At 36.6% G+C, this 18,381-nt stretch carries 18 protein-coding genes and 1 other annotated feature; of the genes, 4 read left to right on the top strand and 14 right to left on the bottom strand.

Annotation, left to right across the window (positions count from 1 at the left end):
• Positions 1-59: 59 nt before the first annotated feature.
• The 6 genes from KHA87_RS00495 to KHA87_RS00470 form a co-directional block, all read right to left on the bottom strand.
• A complete protein-coding gene (locus tag KHA87_RS00495; RefSeq protein WP_213092178.1) occupies positions 60-821 on the bottom strand; it encodes a helix-turn-helix domain-containing protein in 762 nt (253 codons plus the stop codon).
• Positions 822-842: 21 nt separating this feature from the next.
• On the bottom strand, positions 843-1,670 hold the full coding sequence (locus KHA87_RS00490; protein ID WP_213092177.1) for a VOC family protein: 828 nt from the start codon (positions 1,668-1,670) through the stop codon (positions 843-845).
• A gap of 512 nt (positions 1,671-2,182) precedes the next feature.
• Entirely contained in the window at positions 2,183-2,932 is a 750-nt protein-coding gene (locus tag KHA87_RS00485) for an ABC transporter permease (protein WP_213092176.1), read from the bottom strand.
• Positions 2,933-3,694: an ABC transporter ATP-binding protein gene (locus KHA87_RS00480; RefSeq protein ID WP_213092175.1), complete on the bottom strand. Its 762-nt coding sequence runs from the start codon at positions 3,692-3,694 to the stop codon at positions 2,933-2,935.
• Positions 3,695-3,838: 144 nt separating this feature from the next.
• Positions 3,839-4,180 carry a DUF1048 domain-containing protein gene (locus KHA87_RS00475; protein ID WP_213092174.1) on the bottom strand — a complete coding sequence of 114 codons (342 nt, stop codon included), beginning with the start codon at positions 4,178-4,180 and terminating at the stop codon, positions 3,839-3,841.
• A gap of 66 nt (positions 4,181-4,246) precedes the next feature.
• Entirely contained in the window at positions 4,247-4,567 is a 321-nt protein-coding gene (locus KHA87_RS00470) for a PadR family transcriptional regulator (RefSeq protein WP_213092173.1), read from the bottom strand.
• Between the two features lie 546 nt (positions 4,568-5,113).
• Between KHA87_RS00470 and KHA87_RS00465 the strand changes: the two genes are divergently transcribed.
• The 3 genes from KHA87_RS00465 to asnS all read left to right on the top strand — a co-directional run bounded on the left by KHA87_RS00465 (position 5,114) and on the right by asnS (position 7,372).
• Positions 5,114-5,308: a hypothetical protein gene (locus KHA87_RS00465; RefSeq protein WP_213092172.1), complete on the top strand. Its 195-nt coding sequence runs from the start codon at positions 5,114-5,116 to the stop codon at positions 5,306-5,308.
• Positions 5,308-5,505, top strand: coding sequence for a YwbE family protein (locus KHA87_RS00460; protein ID WP_213092171.1), 198 nt, complete (start codon positions 5,308-5,310; stop codon positions 5,503-5,505). The genes KHA87_RS00465 and KHA87_RS00460 overlap by 1 nt, the downstream gene beginning before the upstream one ends.
• Before the next feature lie 185 nt (positions 5,506-5,690).
• Positions 5,691-5,929 (top strand) — a binding site (T-box leader).
• A gap of 54 nt (positions 5,930-5,983) precedes the next feature.
• On the top strand, positions 5,984-7,372 hold the full coding sequence (asnS, locus tag KHA87_RS00455; protein ID WP_213092170.1) for an asparagine--tRNA ligase: 1,389 nt from the start codon (positions 5,984-5,986) through the stop codon (positions 7,370-7,372).
• Positions 7,373-8,047: 675 nt separating this feature from the next.
• Here asnS and KHA87_RS00450 read toward each other — a convergent pair.
• The 4 genes from KHA87_RS00450 to norA all read right to left on the bottom strand — a co-directional run bounded on the left by KHA87_RS00450 (position 8,048) and on the right by norA (position 12,281).
• Positions 8,048-8,398 carry a YciI family protein gene (locus KHA87_RS00450; RefSeq protein WP_213092169.1) on the bottom strand — a complete coding sequence of 117 codons (351 nt, stop codon included), beginning with the start codon at positions 8,396-8,398 and terminating at the stop codon, positions 8,048-8,050.
• A gap of 230 nt (positions 8,399-8,628) precedes the next feature.
• On the bottom strand, positions 8,629-9,066 hold the full coding sequence (locus KHA87_RS00445) for an N-acetyltransferase family protein (protein ID WP_481748346.1): 438 nt from the start codon (positions 9,064-9,066) through the stop codon (positions 8,629-8,631).
• A 915-nt stretch (positions 9,067-9,981) separates the two neighbouring features.
• Positions 9,982-10,329 carry a VOC family protein gene (locus tag KHA87_RS00440; protein ID WP_213094183.1) on the bottom strand — a complete coding sequence of 116 codons (348 nt, stop codon included), beginning with the start codon at positions 10,327-10,329 and terminating at the stop codon, positions 9,982-9,984.
• A 758-nt stretch (positions 10,330-11,087) separates the two neighbouring features.
• Entirely contained in the window at positions 11,088-12,281 is a 1,194-nt protein-coding gene (gene norA, locus KHA87_RS00435) for a multidrug efflux MFS transporter NorA (RefSeq protein WP_213092167.1), read from the bottom strand.
• Positions 12,282-12,402: 121 nt separating this feature from the next.
• Here norA and KHA87_RS00430 point away from each other — a divergent pair, with 121 nt between their 5' ends.
• The gene (locus tag KHA87_RS00430; protein WP_213092166.1) at positions 12,403-13,236 is read left to right on the top strand and encodes a MerR family transcriptional regulator; all 834 of its coding nucleotides are present in this window, start codon (positions 12,403-12,405) and stop codon (positions 13,234-13,236) included.
• Positions 13,237-13,401: 165 nt separating this feature from the next.
• On the opposite strand, the gene KHA87_RS00425 is transcribed toward KHA87_RS00430, so the two are convergent.
• The 4 genes from KHA87_RS00425 to KHA87_RS00410 form a co-directional block, all read right to left on the bottom strand.
• Positions 13,402-13,812 carry a hypothetical protein gene (locus KHA87_RS00425; RefSeq protein WP_213092165.1) on the bottom strand — a complete coding sequence of 137 codons (411 nt, stop codon included), beginning with the start codon at positions 13,810-13,812 and terminating at the stop codon, positions 13,402-13,404.
• A gap of 297 nt (positions 13,813-14,109) precedes the next feature.
• Entirely contained in the window at positions 14,110-15,498 is a 1,389-nt protein-coding gene (locus KHA87_RS00420) for a DJ-1/PfpI family protein (protein ID WP_213092164.1), read from the bottom strand.
• 430 nt (positions 15,499-15,928) lie between these two features.
• A complete protein-coding gene (locus KHA87_RS00415) occupies positions 15,929-16,894 on the bottom strand; it encodes an MBL fold metallo-hydrolase (protein ID WP_213092163.1) in 966 nt (321 codons plus the stop codon).
• A gap of 158 nt (positions 16,895-17,052) precedes the next feature.
• Positions 17,053-18,282, bottom strand: coding sequence for a gluzincin family metallopeptidase (locus KHA87_RS00410; RefSeq protein WP_213092162.1), 1,230 nt, complete (start codon positions 18,280-18,282; stop codon positions 17,053-17,055).
• Between the last annotated feature and the right edge of the window lie 99 nt (positions 18,283-18,381).

The raw sequence follows: 18,381 nt of genomic DNA, 5'->3' as shown, positions 1-18,381 counted from the left end.
TCGATATTAAAACCCCCATTTGTTTTAACAAGTGGGGGTGCATTTTTTGATGATGTATTTTATTGTATCAACGGTATTAAATAATCAAAGATTTCCGAATCTATATTAGAGTATCTCTCCATCTTGTTTCCTGCTGGTTGAAACCCAAAACGTATGACCATTTGAATATAAGAAAAGCAAAGGAATGCATCGTCAGCCCGGCAATCTTGCATGACTGCATATAAACCGGGAGGAATTCTTTCCAGTCGCATGCACTCATTTTCCTTTAAATCCATGCTGCCATCGACCGCAAAACCTACTTCTCCAATTATCTTATTCTTGGTAATCTGTTCGGTTTTTACATATATGTCTTCTGAACATAAAGTTACAATGTTTTCTAAGTAATTTCTTGCAGTCAAAAAATGTTCCCGAAAAGGATGCGGGCCCCTCTCTGATTCAAACCTCTGCCATACTATGCACTTTTCCTTTTCCCATTTAGAAAGTAAAATGGTTTGGTTGTTTTCTACATTAATACCGCCTACATATTTTTTTGCGGCATGCAGTACTTCCATCCTTTTGTCTATCTCTTTTTTCCATCTTTCTAGCATCTTTCGTTTCTTCTGCTCATCAGCATCACAATAGAGTTGTATCTCTTTGATGGAAATATCTGCATTTCTAAGTGAATCAATCATTTTTGCCAAATCAATTTGGTCTATCGAATAGGCTCTGTAACCATTTTCTAAACGGGTAGATGGCTGAAGCAAACCTTTTTTATCATAAAATCTAAGCTTACTGGGAGGCAGTCCTGTCCTTTTTGAAAATTCCTGTATGGTAAGATGCATATGTACCTCCGCTTTACTTATTTAATTTGCCTTGTATGACCAAATATTTATACGGTTATTATCTGGATCATAGATATGGAATCCTCCCCAGCCATTGATTGGATCCCCGGCAATTTCTGAAGGCTTGATACCCTTTTGAATCAGCTTGTTATATTCTTCAAAGAAAACTTCTGGTCGGATATCATAATATGCTCTCGCTTTATTATCATTCGGTTTTTCCACACAAATGTCTTTACCATGCAGCAGCCAAATATTATCCCAGAATGGTTGACCCAGTACATTTCTATAATAGGCATCTTCTGTTTGTAAATGGGCATAACCCTTCTCGGCATTTACCTCTACTATATTAAAGCCAAGATTCTTTTCATACCACTCAGCAGAATTCACAGGATCTTTTACATGGATGATGGTATTTACATTTCCAAAACCAATGATTCCAGAAGGTGGGTACACATTGTTATCCTCCAGCTTTTGTTCTTCCGCTATCGTTAATTTTGTATTGTCAAAAGATAGGATGTCACAGTACCTTTGTCCATTAGGCAATACATTTATAGCGAAGGTTTGTACACCTTTTTCTACTAAATAATTTCTTGTTTCATCCAAATCATATGTAACAAATACTAGCTTGACGTTCCCTTCCGTTTCCGGGGACCTGAAGTGATCATACTCCCCTTCAAACGATTTAATGGTGACCATACCCGATCTTGGTAGTTTCATAAAGCCCTTTCTACCAACCCAAGTTGTGATGGAATCTAGACACTCCCAACCCAAAAAATCCTGATACCATTGGATCGCTTCCTCAAACTTGTGACCGTCCACCATGATAAATCCTCCATCCCAACGAAACATCAAAATCACTCCTTTAATCATATTTTCATATTTTAAGATAAAGGTTAAACCTAGTTTAATGTCAATGAATTTTTAAAAATGTTTTTTCAACATTTAACCAATCTGCATAGTGAAATAAGATAAATTATTCTTGAAAAGGTAAAATAAAGGTAGTTTGTTCCATACTAAAATCTTTATAAATCCATCGGTATTATGTATTAAAATTAATGGAATCGTTACCTTAATAATTTCAACAAAAAAAGGGTTAATCCTTCATCGATTAAAATCACGTTTTTTTTAAATAGATTATTCCAAAAACTTACTTTCGATTAAAGAGAGAAGAATTCTCTCTTTTCGTACGCCTTACTACATCAAAAAACTATGAATCACATTCCACCTAAAATGTAATCCATAGTTCCTTTAGTTTTGATGTTTTCCATTATTTCGGTCATTGTTATGCTTCAGCATGTTAGCAGCCTTCCATGTCATCGCAGCGGTTGACCATTGATACGTCTAATCCCATAATAGTGGATTTACCCTAACTGGCGTTTAAATTGTTTATTGGCGAAGAAGTAAGCGATGACCATGATGCCGACGCACCAGGCAAGTGCCATCCAGATACCGTTGCCAACAGGACCTTCATACAAGAGAGCACGAATCGTATTGATGATTGATGTCACTGGCTGGTTCTCAGCGAACACACGGACAATTTTTGGCATGGTTTCCGTGGGGACAAAGGCCGAACTGATAAACGGCAGGAATATCAACGGGTACGAGTAGGCTGTCGCCCCTTCCATAGACTTCGCTGTTAATCCGGGAATAATCGCCAGCCATGTCAGTGCCAGTGTAAACAACCCAAGTATCCCAGCAACCGCAAGCCAATCCAGGATATTAGCATTGGAACGGAAGCCCATTAAGAGAGCGACAAGGAATACCACCACAAGAGTAAGCCCATTGGAAACAAGAGAAGTCAAAACGTGAGCCCACAATACCGACGAACGCTTGATAGGCATGGTTATGAAACGCGCCATCAGCCCACTCTTAACATCATTAAACAAGCGCAGGGAAGTGTAAGCGACCCCAGATGCGATAGCGATCAGCAAGATTCCCGGCAATAAATAATTGACGTAGTTTTCCGTGCCTGTCTTGATGGCGCCGCCAAATACGTAGACAAACAAAAGCATCATCATAATTGGCGTAATTGCCACCGTAATAATTGTATCCGGACTGCGCATGATGTTACGCATTAAACGACCTAGTAATACACTTGTTTTGCTTTTCATTTAGATTTCCTCCTTTTTGCCGATGATTGCAAGGAAAATTTCCTCTAGTGTCGGCTGTTTTTCAATGTACTCTACTTTCGTCGGTGGGAACATTTCTTTGAGTTCATTAAGAGTACCGGTAGTGATGATTTTCCCTCCATGCAGGATGGCGATACGATCCGCCAGTTGTTCGGCTTCCTCCAGATACTGGGTCGTCAGCAAGATGGTCGTGCCGCCGCCGGCAAGCTCCTTGATGGTATCCCAGACTTCAATCCGCGCTTCGGGATCCAGCCCTGTCGTTGGTTCGTCGAGAAAAATGACTGCCGGCTTCCCAATCAGGCTCATTGCGATGTCAAGGCGGCGCTTCATCCCGCCGGAATATTGGTCTGCCCGGCGGTTGGCGGCATCGGTCAGACTGAATCTTGTCAGTAAATTGTCGGCGACTTGTGCTGGGTTGGAAACTCCCCGCAACTTGGCAATCATAATCAGGTTTTCCCGCCCAGTATGCATGCCGTCTAAAGCTGCGAATTGCCCTGTCAGGCTGATGCTCTGGCGAACATGATCCGGTTGACGCTGGACGTCATAGTCGTAGATACATACTTCGCCGCTATCAGGCTTCATCAGTGTCGAAAGGATGTTAACTGTCGTCGTCTTGCCAGCACCATTCGAGCCCAGCAGTGCGAAAATTTCACCACGCCGCACCTCAAAATCCCCCCCCTTTAAGACTGCCTTGTCTTTAAAGGATTTTTTTAACCCTTTTACATAAATCGCTTCACTTTTCATACTTTTTTCCTCCTTATCTAAATTTCACTATTCAGTCTTACTGATAATCAGTATTACTTACTACTGAAGAAAAAATTAAACTGAATAACGAAGGTATCCATTCATATTTGTAATCGGCTATTCAGTCATAATCATTTAATGAGTTTATTTTTTTCCCAATCGCTTCAAGACACTTTGATTTAAATCTTCACGATACTTAGCAACATAGGTTTTAGCGTTTGCCACTAGTTCGTCGGCAAAGGATGCCACGTCGTCCCCAGTGATTTCCAGCACTTGTCTGCCTTCTGCTGCACCGGCTTCGAACAAATCGATTAATTCATACTGTATATGCAACATATCCATCCCATTACCCGCAGTAAATTTCCACATGTAATTTTGGATTTTCTTAAATACATACTGGTAGTCTTCTGGCAATGCTTCGACTCGTGCCATCATCATCTTGTATTCTTTTTTATCACCAATCATTTTTTTGAACATTTCCAACATGTTATTTTCCTCCTTTTTATAAAGCTAAAGTCACTTCAAAAATATCAGATGGAATATCTTATGAAGCTAGGTTGACTTCAAGACATTAATTTTCGATGATACAAAATCCCATTTTTCCCAAAACAATTCAAGCTCCTTACGGCCAGCCTCATTGAGTGTATAAAACTTGCGGGGGGGGCCCATATCTGACGGTTTCTTTTCAATGTTCACCAGTTTTTTCTTCTCTAATCGCACGAGGATGGTGTAGACCGTCCCTTCCACCACTTCGGTAAACCCGAGCTCATTCAGGCGACGGGTAATTTCGTAGCCATAGGTTTCATGCCGGCTGATAATTTCCAGCACGCAGCCTTCCAGCGAACCTTTCAGCATTTCCGTTAAATTCTCCATGTTCAGAGCCACCTCTATTTTGTCTGACTTATATTCAGTATTACTTAGTACTAAGGTAAATTTTAATACTTAATAGCTTTTGGAAATCAAACTATTAAGTATTACTTATTACAGGTATATCGTAACACTGAGTAGCAAGAGATGTCAACTCTTTTTCCGAAAAAATTTCCAACTAATATTAACAGCAAAGAAACTCCTTTATAAATAGCTGCGGTTTCTATTTTAAAAGAAAATAGTATACAAATGTCCGGAGAAATTTTCAGAACTTTGATGTTATACTTTGCGGTCTAACCATCCCGTTAAACAACCAAAGATCTTCCTAAAGAATACCGACCAGTTGAATGGATTAAGCACAAAAACCATAGGCGAATCAACCTGCTTCTTTAGACTAAGTAGTCCACAGCGAATGGCACCAGGCTTTTGATTAACGCGCATTTTTAAACATACATAATTTTTCTTTCCAAATTGTTTTCGTTGTTCTTTCACAAATAAGCGAATATAGATTATACTGGACTTACTATCCTATACAAAGAGGAGGAATTTCCTTTGACTGAGAATAATCAATCAGAAGCACCAAAAAAGAAAATCAGCCTGAAAGAGGCAATGATGCAGCAGCTTGAAAACAAAAAGAATCAAACTTCTGCTGGTAAGGGAAAAGCGAATGCCAACCTTTCAACCAAAAAAATGAAAAGCCAGCAAACGAAGAAACCAAGCAATACCCGTAGAAAAATGGGTGTCTAATGAACGGACAAAATCGGAAAGACGTATTACCAGGCTTGGAAGTTGATATTGTTTTAAAATCCGATCAAAAAACGGGGAAGCTTACAAGGGGCATCGTGAAAGATGTCCTCACCAAATCGGGCACTCATCCCCACGGCATCAAAGTCAGGCTAACAAATGGACAGATCGGACGTATAAAGGAAATTCACTCAAAATAAAAGAATAATACAAGCAGTTAAGGAACCTTTCCCTGACTGCTTTTTTTATTATTCTTTTTCCAAAAGAGACTATTTTATCACCAGAAAAATCGCAACGTATATCTAAATCTTTAAGGGTAACTAGACAAAGGATTATGTTTTATGATAAATTATTACAATATAAATTCATTTAACAATTACATATTTTTAAATCGATGAAGAGGAAAGTAGTTTTTGCTATATTCGATAGCGAGCCGGGGATGGTGGAAGCCTGGTGATGAAGCAGGAATGAAGAACACCTCCTGAGTTCTAACCGAAAGGGATATCTTAAGTAGGCTTAGACGTTACCAGCACGTTATGGACTGGAGTAAGCAATATAGCTTTAAAGTTGGTCATATAATGACAAATTGGGTGGTACCGCGGAAGTTAGCCTTTCGTCCCTTTTTTTGGGGATAGAAGGCTTTTTTTATTGTGAAAAATTACCATAAGGAGGCTAATTATGATAAAGACTGTAGTAAAAGATCTATACAGAAATCAAGAAAATTTTAATGATCAAACTGTTCAAATTTCAGGTTGGATCCGTACTCTTCGCGATTCCAAAACCATTGGGTTTATGGAGTTAAACGATGGAACATTCTTTAAAAGTGTTCAAGTAGTTTTTGAGGATACCCTTGAAAACTTCAAGGAAATTACGAAGTTGCCTATTAGTTCTTCTGTTTTAGTAGAAGGCGAATTTGTTCCAACTCCGGAAATGAAACAGCCTTTTGAAATTAAAGCGACAAAAATAGTTGTGGAAGGATTATCAGATACTGATTATCCTTTACAAAAGAAGAGACATTCCCTTGAATATTTAAGAACGATCGCTCATTTACGTCCGAGAGCCAATACTTTCTCAGCCGTTTTCAGAGTAAGATCGCTTGCATCTTATGCCATTCATAAATTCTTTCAAGAAAAAGGATTTGTATATGTACATACCCCGATTATTACGGGAAGCGATACAGAAGGCGCTGGGGAAATGTTCCGTGTGACATCAATGGATTTGAACCAACTTCCAAAAACAGACGGAAAGGTGGATGACAGTGCAGATTTCTTTGGCAAAGAAACCAACTTAACCGTTAGTGGTCAATTAAATGCGGAAACCTTTGCTCTTGCCTTCCGTAATGTGTATACCTTTGGTCCGACTTTTAGAGCAGAAAATTCTAATACGGCACGACATGCCGCAGAATTCTGGATGATCGAGCCGGAGGTTGCCTTTGCAGAATTACCGGATATCATGGACCTCGGAGAAGAAATGGTCAAGTATGTCATTCATTATGTTTTTGAACATGCACCAGAAGAAATGGCCTTCTTTAATAGCTTTATCGATAAAACACTTATGGAAAGATTGAAGAATGCATTAGAATCCGATTTTGGAAGAGTTACTTATACCGAAGCGGTTGAATTATTAAAGAACTCCGGTAAGGAATTTGACTACCCTGTTGAATGGGGTACGGATTTGCAAACGGAACATGAACGTTATCTTAGCGAGGAAATATACAAGCGTCCTGTCTTCGTAACCGACTATCCGAAAGAGATTAAAGCATTTTATATGAGAGCAAATGAGGACGGTAAGACAGTAGCTGCCACTGACCTATTAGTTCCCGGTATTGGCGAATTAATCGGGGGTAGCCAGCGTGAGGAAAGAGAAGAGGTCCTTGCAAATAGAATTAAAGAACTTGGTATGGCGGAAGAAGATTACTGGTGGTATCTCGAGCTTAGAAAATACGGTGGTACAAAGCATTCAGGCTATGGAATTGGGTTTGAACGACTTGTTATGTATTTAACCGGAATGAAGAACATCCGCGATGTAATACCATTCCCTCGTACACCTGGAAATGCAGATTTTTAAATAAATAGGTGTAAAAATGAAAAATAGGATGCTGCGGCATCCTATTTTTTTCTCTTGAAATTCTTTTCACTTCCTCCCCATTTCATCACATCCATGTTTTAACTTACCGGAAATTGTCCTTTTTTCACTAAATTTATCTTTTAACAAGTTTTTTCGAAAATAGTTCCTTCCATTCCATCAACTTCTTCAATAATTGACATGAAAATTCGGAACTTTTTATCCCTTCATTCGTAGAATTAAAAAACTACTAAAGGGGAATTTAAATTGCAGCACAAAAAACAATATCTTTTTATACTAGTTCCCGGATTAATACTTACAATATTTAGTTATCTATACTTGCCTTTCATATATAAGAGCTATTCATTTTTTATCATGTTAATAGCATGGCTAATTTATTATATCTGGATTTACATAGAAAGGAAAAGAAACGATCATCATTCCAATCAATAACAATAATTCTAATTAAACATTTAATTATAGGCTTTTTTTGTTTCCCAACATGGGTCCACAACGACAGTAATGTTTTTCACTAATATTCACTATTTTGCTTCGGTAGCTTAATAATAGTAAACAAAAATAGCGTTAATCCTTTTTCGATTAACGCCCGTCGTTAGTGGAATAAGAAAAGAAACAAAATCTTTAACAATATTTCCGGAACCCGGTCAGCTCCGATGCTTAAAATACTTGACGCAATTCAATCTGACCTTCCCCATATCCTTGCGGGTCCGGCATCCGCATTGCCCACTCGATGGCTTCTTCTCTCGACTTCACATCAATCAGAATGAACCCAGCAATCAATTCTTTCGTTTCCGTAAATGGGCCATCCATAACCACTGGCTTTTCCCCTGGTTTCGGAAAAGAAATGCGAATCCCATTTGAACTTGGATGGAGTCCTTTAGCCATAACCCGCACTCCTGCCTTAACTAATTCCTCATTGTACTTATCCATGGCTTCCATGAGCTCTGGGTTCGGGAGATTTCCACCTTCCGAATTCTTCGAGGCTTTGACAATCAACATAAACAACATAATCATTTCCTCCTTTTTTTAGAGGCAAAAATGAACCTCTTTATAAATACAACGAACCGGTTTCTTAAAAATCGACACTTTGAAAAAAATATTTTTAAACTTAACCCTACACTCCATAAATCGAAAGACTCGCTGATTATCCTATCCTTATATAAAACCAATACAACTAATAAGAATACTGAGCATTAGTAAAAAAGTGCATCTGCATGTCGTTGATACTCCGATAGTTTTTAAAGCTTCAGCTTTAAACCTTCATGCGTTGCTTTAAAACCTAATCGTTCATAAAATCTTAACGCATCTGGTCTCTTTTTGTCAGTTGTCAATTGTACTAAATGACAGCCTCGAGCTTCTGCACGTTGAATTGCCCATTTTATAAGTTCCGTTCCCACACCCTTTCCTCTTACTGAAGCAGATGTTCTCACTCCTTCGATAGTAGCTCTCCATCCACCTTGATGTGTTATATAAGGTGTAAAAGTAATTTGTTGCACCCCAATCACTTCATTACCATCACAAGCCACTATTAATTCGTTATTAGGGTCAGTTGTAATAGCCTCAAATGCTTTTATGTAACTATTAGGAAGTGGATGCTCATAACGCTCCCGTTTACTTCCCAAAACATCATCAGCAAGCATTGCAACAATACTGTCTAAATCTTCTTCAGTAGCCATTCTAAAACTTATTTGTGTCTTCAATCATATCCCCCCTGTTATTTATTAAATTCTATGCTAACTGAATTCACCCCATAAGTTAATTGCTTTTATTTTATGACATTTAATAAGTTTCACTTATCGATATATTTATTCAACTATTCATGTCTTTGATGGAACAAGAAAAAGGAATTGCAACTGCAACCCCTTGTTTCGTTAAAGTACTATACGGTTTTAATTTCTACTGCATGGAAGTTCAGAATAAATATCTAATAAATCCTTGATTGTTTGTTTAGGATCATCCCCACCTTTTACGTTTATTGCTGTATCTAATCTAGTATACATAATTAAAAAATAGATTTATTATTAATCCTGACATATTGAACTAAATGCCCCTATAGTTTAACATAGTACAGTTTTCTTTATTGCATATAATCTTCGTAAAGCGACATTACTTTCTTTGCATTTCTGTTAAATTTACCTCAAATGAAACTTTTTTATTTTCGGAACGTAAAACTCTAGTAAATACGCAAAAGGTGATGGTATTAATGTTATTCAAATCTAAATTTGCAAATTTAATTGTCAGCCTAGTATGCTATGTTATTATTGTTACTGCACTAATTCGCTTTTCTAATGGATATGTTTGGCTTAAAGCTTTGTCTATACTCGTGTTTTCACTTAGAGCAATTTACGACATAGTAAAATACAAACGAACTAAAACAAAGGAGTCTTAAAAAGCTTCTTTTTTAAATTTAATTTCATCAGTTCTATGACCAAGTTTGATGCGGATAATGGGTCAAAAGCGACATTAAAGATCTTCACCTATATTCAACTAATCACGCCTCTTTAGTTCAATAAGAATACGGGATCGCCGCAGCCATCCCATCTTTAACATAGGCACCAGTTTGTTTAACAAATTTGAATAATTACAACCTGTTATTTCTCCCATAGTTCAATCAGTCTATCTTCAGGATCTTTAATCCAAATAAAATCACCAAATTCACTAGTCACTTTTTCCTTTTCGAGAGGTACACCAATTTGTTCAAGATGCTTAATAGTCTCGTCTAGATTATAAACTTGGAAATTTAACATTACTTGCTGTTCTTTTGGAAAATAGTTGCTATCTTCTGTAAAGAAAGAAAAGATAGTTTGATTTCCTGGTTGAGGTTTAATAATAGTGCCATTCCAATTTTCTATTTCAATCTTCAGCACTTCACTGTACCATTTTTTTATAGCATCTAGATTTTTAGTCCTCCAAAATATTCCCCCGAATCCTTTTATCATCATAATCACTCGATCCCTTCTGTAATTTTTCGCTTACATTATATATTCATTAAATAAAAACAAATTCCTTCTTCGATTAACTCAGCCATTTGTTTTGTTTAAGTACAAAATTCTACACAAACTTATTTGGCATATATAAAAAAAATATGCATCTGATTTCATATATTCCTATCTAACAACATCCCCGCTTGCTTCGCAATAACTTCAGCCGGTTCAGGTAATTCATTGATGAGCAAAGATTCTACGATTCAAACTACTGCCGCCCCCAAAAAAGGAATAATCACATCTTCATAAAATCCCGGATTTTTTCCATCTGTTATATTCACATCTTTCTTGAACTCGATGACCGTTTTCGCTACACCATACTTTCATAATAATTAAATGTGCAATCTTTGTGGGAAAAAGTTATCTTCAAACATTATTTACTGACCCTAAAGTGAGTGTTGGTGTTGGGAATGTGACCTTATGAACCGGGATGCAGAAATAACGGACATATTCATTGTGATGGCTCCAAACTTATTTAGTAACTGGTGGCGAAGGTTGGTCAAGAAGAAGGAAACCCTGCACAATCCTTAAAAACAGGCGATGATATTGTTACTCAGATAGAGTAAAATACTTGAATGGTGCTACTTGTTTGAACATATTGCAATAAAGGCGGGTACATCGGAATGGTTGGATCCTGTTGGTGATCAAACATATCATTATAAATAAAAAAAAGCATCAAATTCTAGAATTCGATGCTTGCTTTGCTTACTTCATTAATTTTCTACATTAGCTTTCACTTTATTTAAAGAATCATTTGCTGGCTTCTTCCAGAACAATGTAATAACTATTCCCAGAGATAGTATTATAGTCGCAAAGTAGTAGGGATAATTAATATCTAAATCAAATAATATCCCGCCAAGAATCGGTCCACTAATGTTCGCTAAGCTAGTAAACATGGAGTTCATTCCACCAACAAAACCTTGTTGGTTCCCAGCGATATTGGAAAGGTATGAAGTAACTGCCGGCCGAAATATATCAAATCCTACAAAAACAATAAATGTAACAAGCAAAATAGTGAAATAAGAATGAACAACAGTCATTAAGAAGACTAGCAAGGCAGATAATATTAAGCTGTATCGAATCAGTTTAATTTCTCCCCAAATTCGTGTAAGTCTATCAAATAGTAAGACTTGTGAAACAGCACCAAATATCGCACCGCCTGTAATAACGATTGCTATATCCGACGGTTTAAATTGAAATTTATGGTCCACAAATAGACTAAAGAACGATTCAAAAGCTGCCAAACCAAATGAGGCAATAAAAATTAACAAAAACGCGATGAAATATTTCGGAGCAATTATCCGTCTCACTCCAGCCTTACCATCTGAGACTTGTTCATTATTATCTTCATTACGACTAGGCTCCGACAATAAAACAATGGAGAGTACAGCTGCAATGGAACCAAGTGCTCCTGCTGCGAAGAATGGTATCCGTGTTCCAAATTCCGCCAAAAACCCACCAATACCTGGACCAACGATAAATCCTGTACTAATTGCAGCTGACATATACCCGAGTGCTTTCGGGCGAGTATCTAAATTGGTAATATCGGCAATGAAAGCTGTAACAGCGGGCATAATGAACGCAGCACTAATTCCCCCCAATGCACGTGAAAAAAATAGCATTTCGATTTCTCTGCCGATTCCAAATAAAAATTCGGAGATGCCGAAAATAAATAAACCCATTACAATCATGATTTTTCTACCCAATTTATCTGTTGCTTTCCCTGCAAATGGTGAAACGATCAATTGAGCTATTGCAAATGTTGCTGTTAAATAGCCAATTGTAGTTCCAGTAATGCCTAACTCATTCATTAAAGTAGGTAAGACTGGAATGACAAGACCAATCCCCAAAAAGGCTATAAATAAATTCATTAATAATAATCCTAAGGTGACTTTGTACGTTTTCATCTTTTACATACTCCTTAACAAACTAATTACCGCAGTCGCATACTAACTTGATTGTTTTTATTTTTTACAATTCCCATCGTATTATATATAGTAACTATATAGTCAAGGAGGAACGGTAAAAATGAATAAAAAAAAGGGAAAATATTTAACGACAGGGGAATTCGCGAAGCTTTGCAAAGTAAACAAACAGACCCTCTTTTATTATGATCAAATTGGGCTTTTTTCTCCGGAATATAAAAACGAAAAAGGTTACCGTTTTTATTCCATTCGCCAATTGGAGCTATTTTCTGTGATTGATTTATTAAAGGAACTTGATATGTCGCTAAACGATATTCAACAATATACGCAAAATAAATCGCCTGAAAGTTTTTTGTCCATCATGTATCAAAAAAAAGAAGAGATAGTAAAAAAACGTCAGGAGATCGAAGCGAAGGAAAAAATCATCGACACAAAAATAGCTTTAATGGAAGAAGCACTAGATCTGGACTTCAATCAAATTACGCTTGAACAATTCCCTGAAGCATCACTTTATATAAGTAGAAACATTGAAAATATAACTGCAGAGGAATTTGTAGAGGTCATTTCAGATTTTATTAATGAATTGGATGTACTACAACTTGATACTGGTTACCCAATAGGGGTAATAACGAAACGGGAGCAAATACTAAAGGGAGAATTCACTAATTATAGCTATTTATACATTGAGCAACCAAATCCAAAGGAAGGATATCCTTACTTTAAAAGTGTAAAAGGTAAGTTTCTCAGTGGATATCATATTGGGGATGAGAAAACAATACATAAAACATATCAGCGAATTTTCTCCGAGATGGAACGTTTAAATTTAGAATTAGGTGATTATGTCTTTGAAGAGTATATTTATGATACCGTTGTAATGAATCATAAGGAACATTATGTCACCAAGATTATGATACAAATCAATCAAACCGAGAGCTAATTTCCAAAAATATTTGTATAAATAAAGCTTAGAGATATTCAGCTAAGCTTTTTTATTTTAACCTTAAGCAACTATTAGTAACGTAACCTGCCAGTTACTTGAATAAAAAATACATCTTCATCTTTTGTGGAAACGTACCCTTTAGCTGACACTTTTAAAACATATTTAGATTCCTATATTTTGCTTTTTAAATTGGGCAATCCATTTTATAGCAAGATAACTGATTGGTGAAATCAGCAAAGCTGCACCCAATGAGTATAAAATATTAAAAAGGATAACTGCATCCCAGTTTAGACTGCTTCCTGGATTATTCGCAACAGCTTTTGCTTCAAAATAGTTCTTTATCGCAAAGGCAAAGAAGCTAATTACAAAAAGAGAAATGAAGCCTTTTAGCCAATATGTAAATTTTGTTGCATCCGGCTTAGTACGAAATGCTACGATTACAAAAACGAAAATAGAAGGGATGACGGAAGCTAAAAATACTGGAACCAATGGTATATATGGTATTAAGCTTATAAGAAGTGAGCCAAGAAATGAAATAACAACCCCTAATACTACTCCAATAATGAATAACATTCTCTCTTCTTCCTCTCGCACATGAAAATTATCCCTTTACTTCAAATAGCCAAGTCACGTTATCTTAATACTTCCACAAAAATAGCGTTATTCCTTCTTAGAGCAACGCACCCGTTACTTAAACTATATCTTTCTTGTAAACTAGGAAAACCACTTTTAGCTTGTTAAAACGCACTCATTCTTTTGGTTGCTCCCGGTAGGATCGCTATGTTGACTAAATATCCGTTATCACTTTTTTGTTCATTTACTATAATGATAAAACGCTAAGAATCAAAAACCGCCCGAAGGCGGCAGTAATCAACTGGCTTGTTTATACGATTTGAAAATGGATTTCTTCATAATGAATCGCCTGTCAATATAGAAAGCTACTAACAAAGCTAGTAAACCAGTTAGCAGTAAATAGCCGTAAGTTTCCAGAGGAAATGTTTTGCCCTCAAGATGGATACCATTCGCGCGATATTCAAATCGTTTGGCAGCATGCTTTGCAGTTAAAAGGTCCTCTTGTTTTGCTAAGTCTTCCAAAGGTGCTTCGAATACATATCTGTTTGGTGAATCACTATGAATCAAAAGTGTTTCTTTTGCATTATCCTTTTTATCCCAAAGTTTTATATCGGCTGCAGCTAGGGATTTTGCGTCGCCACCGGGTATAATCATTTTGTCTAGTTTTGGAACATTCAATATTGGATGTCTAGCCAGTATATTAAGATGATGCTTCGTTGTAATTGGTGCATCTGAACTAGAAACGGTTAAGACTTGTGTCGTTCCGGTGTCTCCATAAGAATCAAATATAGAAGATAAAGCCATTTCATCCATATCCTTATACAGAAGTACCCCCATTTGTTTCTTATTCCAATGGAATCCAATATTTAGCCAATATGTTGCAAATTTTATATCGGTTTTAAAAGGTTGATCCACTTTTGGATTTTGAACAAAGTAATACGAAGGATAGTGGATTTCCTTCGAAATTTTTGCTGCCATAGGTTCTCCTAACTGCTGAGCTATCAGATGGAGCACACCGTCGATACCTGCACTTTGACCAGCAGTGGTTAATATGTTACCTTCCTGAACATACCTCACATTCTCTTTCCAATTTGTATTAGGATATTGCTTCTTAAATAAAGGTATGTTCTGCCAATGGGAAGTGGCTGATTTGCCTTTTAATAAGCCTGCATCAGCTAGATTCACTGAACCGCCACAAATACTTAAAAAGGTAGTTTTGCTATTAGAGTGCTTCTGAATCCATTCGCGAGTTGGTTGATATTTTTTCTCCTTAATGCTTGGCATGTAAGGGACCACGACAATATCGGGACTTTTACCTAATAATTGATCTAATTCTTTATAAGAGTAATGTGGGATTACATCCAAACCTCCTGATAAGGTCTTAATGTTTTTGTCAGGTGCAACTGCATATACATTGTAGGCATCCGTCATAGAAAACAATGTATATGGAATGAGAAAATCGAAATCTTCCGTTGTTATGGATGAATCCGCCATCATAACTGCCACGGTGGGCTTATAAGGATCATACTGAGGTACTACCGCCCCTTGTAGTGAAGGAACAGGCTCATGACGGACGTTAAAGTAAAAATCTTTTTGATGACGTTTAAAACCATAGAACTCGATCCCTCCCACAAACACGAGCAAAATCAATACATAAACAGCTATACGTAATACTAACTTTTTCATTTTATATTCCTTCCTCCATTTTCTAATTAAAAATGTAATTATTTGTTATTGACTCCCCACTGATTCCTATTGTACTTAGTTTGATCACATTAAAAACCGCACTCTTTTTGGGGGTTACCGCAAAATATTGTGGTACCCCCGTAGGGTATTCACTGATGATACTAGATTACCTTATTTTCAAAACCTTTATAATTGTGCTAGAGATTTATTTTTATTTCAGACTTCCGACTTAGCAGTTTTTTAGACAAAAAAAAGACAGAGAATGAAATATCTCTGTCAGACATACCTTAAGAATCCATATCAAGTGATATTATTTATTTTTCATTATAGCCGCTCCAGGAGAGGTATTTATTTCTTTCTTCAACTAACCTGGCCATTACCTCAAGTAAGAAAAGCTCATCTTTTTTAGGAATTTAAAAAAACATATTCCTTAATCCGTTGATTTAATTGTCACATCATAAACTTTTTGCAAATTCGACTTGAAATAGGTAGAAAAATACCAATCTTGATACGCATTTGGTATGGAAATATCATTAATATTTCTATTACTTTGAACCGTTTCCTCCACCAATACCACGATATTCTTTATGTAATCTTTTACCTCATAAAGTTCTTTCATGGAGCAGACTTCCCCATGTCCCGGAATTATAGTTTCTATATTAAGTAGTTCGACTTGCTCTAAAATATTCAACCATTCATGTGGATTTGCATTGTTCAATACAGGATGATGCTTCGATAGCACTAAATCCCCCATGATGGCAATTTTTTGTTCAGGGAGGTACACAAATGCATCACTTTGCGTGTGACCGCCTCCATACGTAATAAGTTGCACTGTTCGGTCACTACCATGAATTTTCATGTGATGATCAAAGGTAATGTTTGGTAGCGTATAAACCAATTCAGGTAGTATTTTCATATACTCACGATCACTAGCATTCTCCCATTGCATGTCTCTTTTTAAATTTTCATCCGTCTCATTTTGAATTTTCGTCTCTATTTCGTCGATAGCCTGAAAAATCGGTTTCGGGTTTGACAATTGCTGGGCCAACCTGTTCCTCCCAAATGTATCCATAATTTCACGTGTGGCAGAAGTAGAAATTATCTGTGCTTCAGAAGCAAACACTTGATTTCCGCTTGTATGGTCACTGTGCCAATGCGTGTTGATTACATAGGAAGCTGGGTTTCCCGTCAGATACATTGCCGCGGCCTTTAAATCTTCTGCAGCGTGTATAGTCGTGAAGGTATCCACCACAATAGTTGAATCACCTAAGTCGATGATTGCTGCATTTCCTACAGAGCCGGTACCAGGAATGGAGATTGCTGCAAATACCCCATCGGCCACTTGTTTCAGTCGAAAATGCTTTGATCCTTCGAATGTTTCGATAATATTTTTCATATATTACTCTCCTTGCAACTGAAATCATAGCTTTATAATATCATGGATAAAGAGCAAATTGATTCTTCTTATCAAGTGTTGCTCCAAAATCTGCTTTTAAGTTTGAACTAATGCACCTGATAGTTTAAGTACAAAGCTACACAATCTCCGTTATTACTTTATTTTAAATAAAAATCCTTATAGGCTGCCGAAAGCTCCTTTGTTGACCCATATACCTTTTCTAGTGCTTCCACAGTTCTTTTATCCAGTATAGCTAACTTATGTTCAGCCCTTTTATCAATATAATCAAATGTTGAAAGGTAGTTTAACATCTCTAAATATTTGTCTATTCCATAGGTTAAGACAAGATAATTTGAAATGAGAGACCCATCACGATATAAAGGAAACGAGGTTTCTGGATCTAAAGGGTCAATTTTTCCAAGTTCCTCGATTGATAATATACTTTTTGATACTTCAATCGCTTTTTTTGCTTTTTCATCGACTATCCTTTGATTGAAATGAATTGCTCCGGCCTTATCCCGTTGTACTCTATTTTCTAAATAAGTAGCAAATCCCTCTTGAATATACAAAGAAGCATTATCATTTGAAAGATCACTTAACATCTTGTGCGTAAGTTCATGTGCTAATATGGAAAAAACAGAGGAAATAGGCTGTTGCTCGGTTGAAATTTTTAATGATTCTCCCGTTTCATTCCATCCTGAAAGCTGTATATAGGGCACTGTAGCCGATGCCTCCTCATCGGAGGAATAAATCTTTATCGAAATCGGATTTGGTTTCCAATGAAAATTCTCAGAATAAAAAGCAACAATATCTTTTGCATCAGTCATCATTGTCTTGGCAGCTTCCCTTTGATCTTCTGTATAAAAAACAGTAATACCATTAGAATCATCTGATAATTTTTTAAACGGTACATCATTGAGCAGCCAAACATTCCCCTCTTTGATACATTCATATGTAACGGCATTCGTTTTACTGCCTTTTGTTTGATCGTCCATTTGTACGGAGAATACAACTGTTCCCTTGGAATCACTTTCTTGTTGAAAACCGTAGAAAGAAATGGAAATTTTAAAACCGTGATCTTTTTTGTAAATGACCTCTTCGATCCATCTTTGTTGTTCCTTAAAAAACACTTCGTTGTTTTTATTTTGAAATTTCATAAAATCAGACTGATTTTTTTCCTCAACTGCTTTCACCAAGTTTTCAAAAGTCCATTCAGGTGTACCTTTTTGTGCTGTAATGACAATTTTATCCTCTTTCTTCGGTATCTCATTAATCAATACCTTTTTCTCCGATACCTCTTTTTTAATAACGGTATTCGATTTTGTACTACAACCAATAAGTAAACTACCAATTAAGAAAAACATTAAAATCATAATATGTTTCTTCAAATAAAATTCCTCCCATATGTAATAAGATAAAATGTGATCGACATCCATTAAAACACTTGTAACGTCAATGGGACTTACCTAATTTTAGATGGAATCATA

This window comes from Bacillus sp. FJAT-49736, from assembly GCF_018343615.1.
In the GTDB taxonomy this organism is placed as follows: Bacteria; Bacillota; Bacilli; order Bacillales; family Bacillaceae_C; genus Margalitia.
The sequence above is the reverse complement of the archived record's forward strand: the minus strand, read 5'-3'. Positions and strand labels throughout refer to the sequence as shown.

Coding starts and splice junctions, on each gene's coding strand:
- KHA87_RS00420 (WP_213092164.1), bottom strand. CDS start 15,498: ATGAAAAAGTTAGTATTACGTATAGCTGTTTATGTATTGATTTTGCTC.
- KHA87_RS00425 (WP_213092165.1), bottom strand. CDS start 13,812: ATGTTATTCATTATTGGAGTAGTATTAGGGGTTGTTATTTCATTTCTT.
- norA (WP_213092167.1), bottom strand. CDS start 12,281: ATGAAAACGTACAAAGTCACCTTAGGATTATTATTAATGAATTTATTT.
- KHA87_RS00490 (WP_213092177.1), bottom strand. CDS start 1,670: ATGTTTCGTTGGGATGGAGGATTTATCATGGTGGACGGTCACAAGTTT.
- KHA87_RS00470 (WP_213092173.1), bottom strand. CDS start 4,567: ATGGAGAATTTAACGGAAATGCTGAAAGGTTCGCTGGAAGGCTGCGTG.
- KHA87_RS00415 (WP_213092163.1), bottom strand. CDS start 16,894: ATGAAAAATATTATCGAAACATTCGAAGGATCAAAGCATTTTCGACTG.
- KHA87_RS00440 (WP_213094183.1), bottom strand. CDS start 10,329: ATGATAAAAGGATTCGGGGGAATATTTTGGAGGACTAAAAATCTAGAT.
- KHA87_RS00445 (WP_481748346.1), bottom strand. CDS start 9,066: ATGGCTACTGAAGAAGATTTAGACAGTATTGTTGCAATGCTTGCTGAT.
- KHA87_RS00495 (WP_213092178.1), bottom strand. CDS start 821: ATGCATCTTACCATACAGGAATTTTCAAAAAGGACAGGACTGCCTCCC.
- asnS (WP_213092170.1), top strand. CDS start 5,984: ATGATAAAGACTGTAGTAAAAGATCTATACAGAAATCAAGAAAATTTT.
- KHA87_RS00480 (WP_213092175.1), bottom strand. CDS start 3,694: ATGAAAAGTGAAGCGATTTATGTAAAAGGGTTAAAAAAATCCTTTAAA.
- KHA87_RS00485 (WP_213092176.1), bottom strand. CDS start 2,932: ATGAAAAGCAAAACAAGTGTATTACTAGGTCGTTTAATGCGTAACATC.
- KHA87_RS00475 (WP_213092174.1), bottom strand. CDS start 4,180: ATGTTGGAAATGTTCAAAAAAATGATTGGTGATAAAAAAGAATACAAG.
- KHA87_RS00450 (WP_213092169.1), bottom strand. CDS start 8,398: ATGTTGTTTATGTTGATTGTCAAAGCCTCGAAGAATTCGGAAGGTGGA.
- KHA87_RS00430 (WP_213092166.1), top strand. CDS start 12,403: ATGAATAAAAAAAAGGGAAAATATTTAACGACAGGGGAATTCGCGAAG.
- KHA87_RS00460 (WP_213092171.1), top strand. CDS start 5,308: ATGAACGGACAAAATCGGAAAGACGTATTACCAGGCTTGGAAGTTGAT.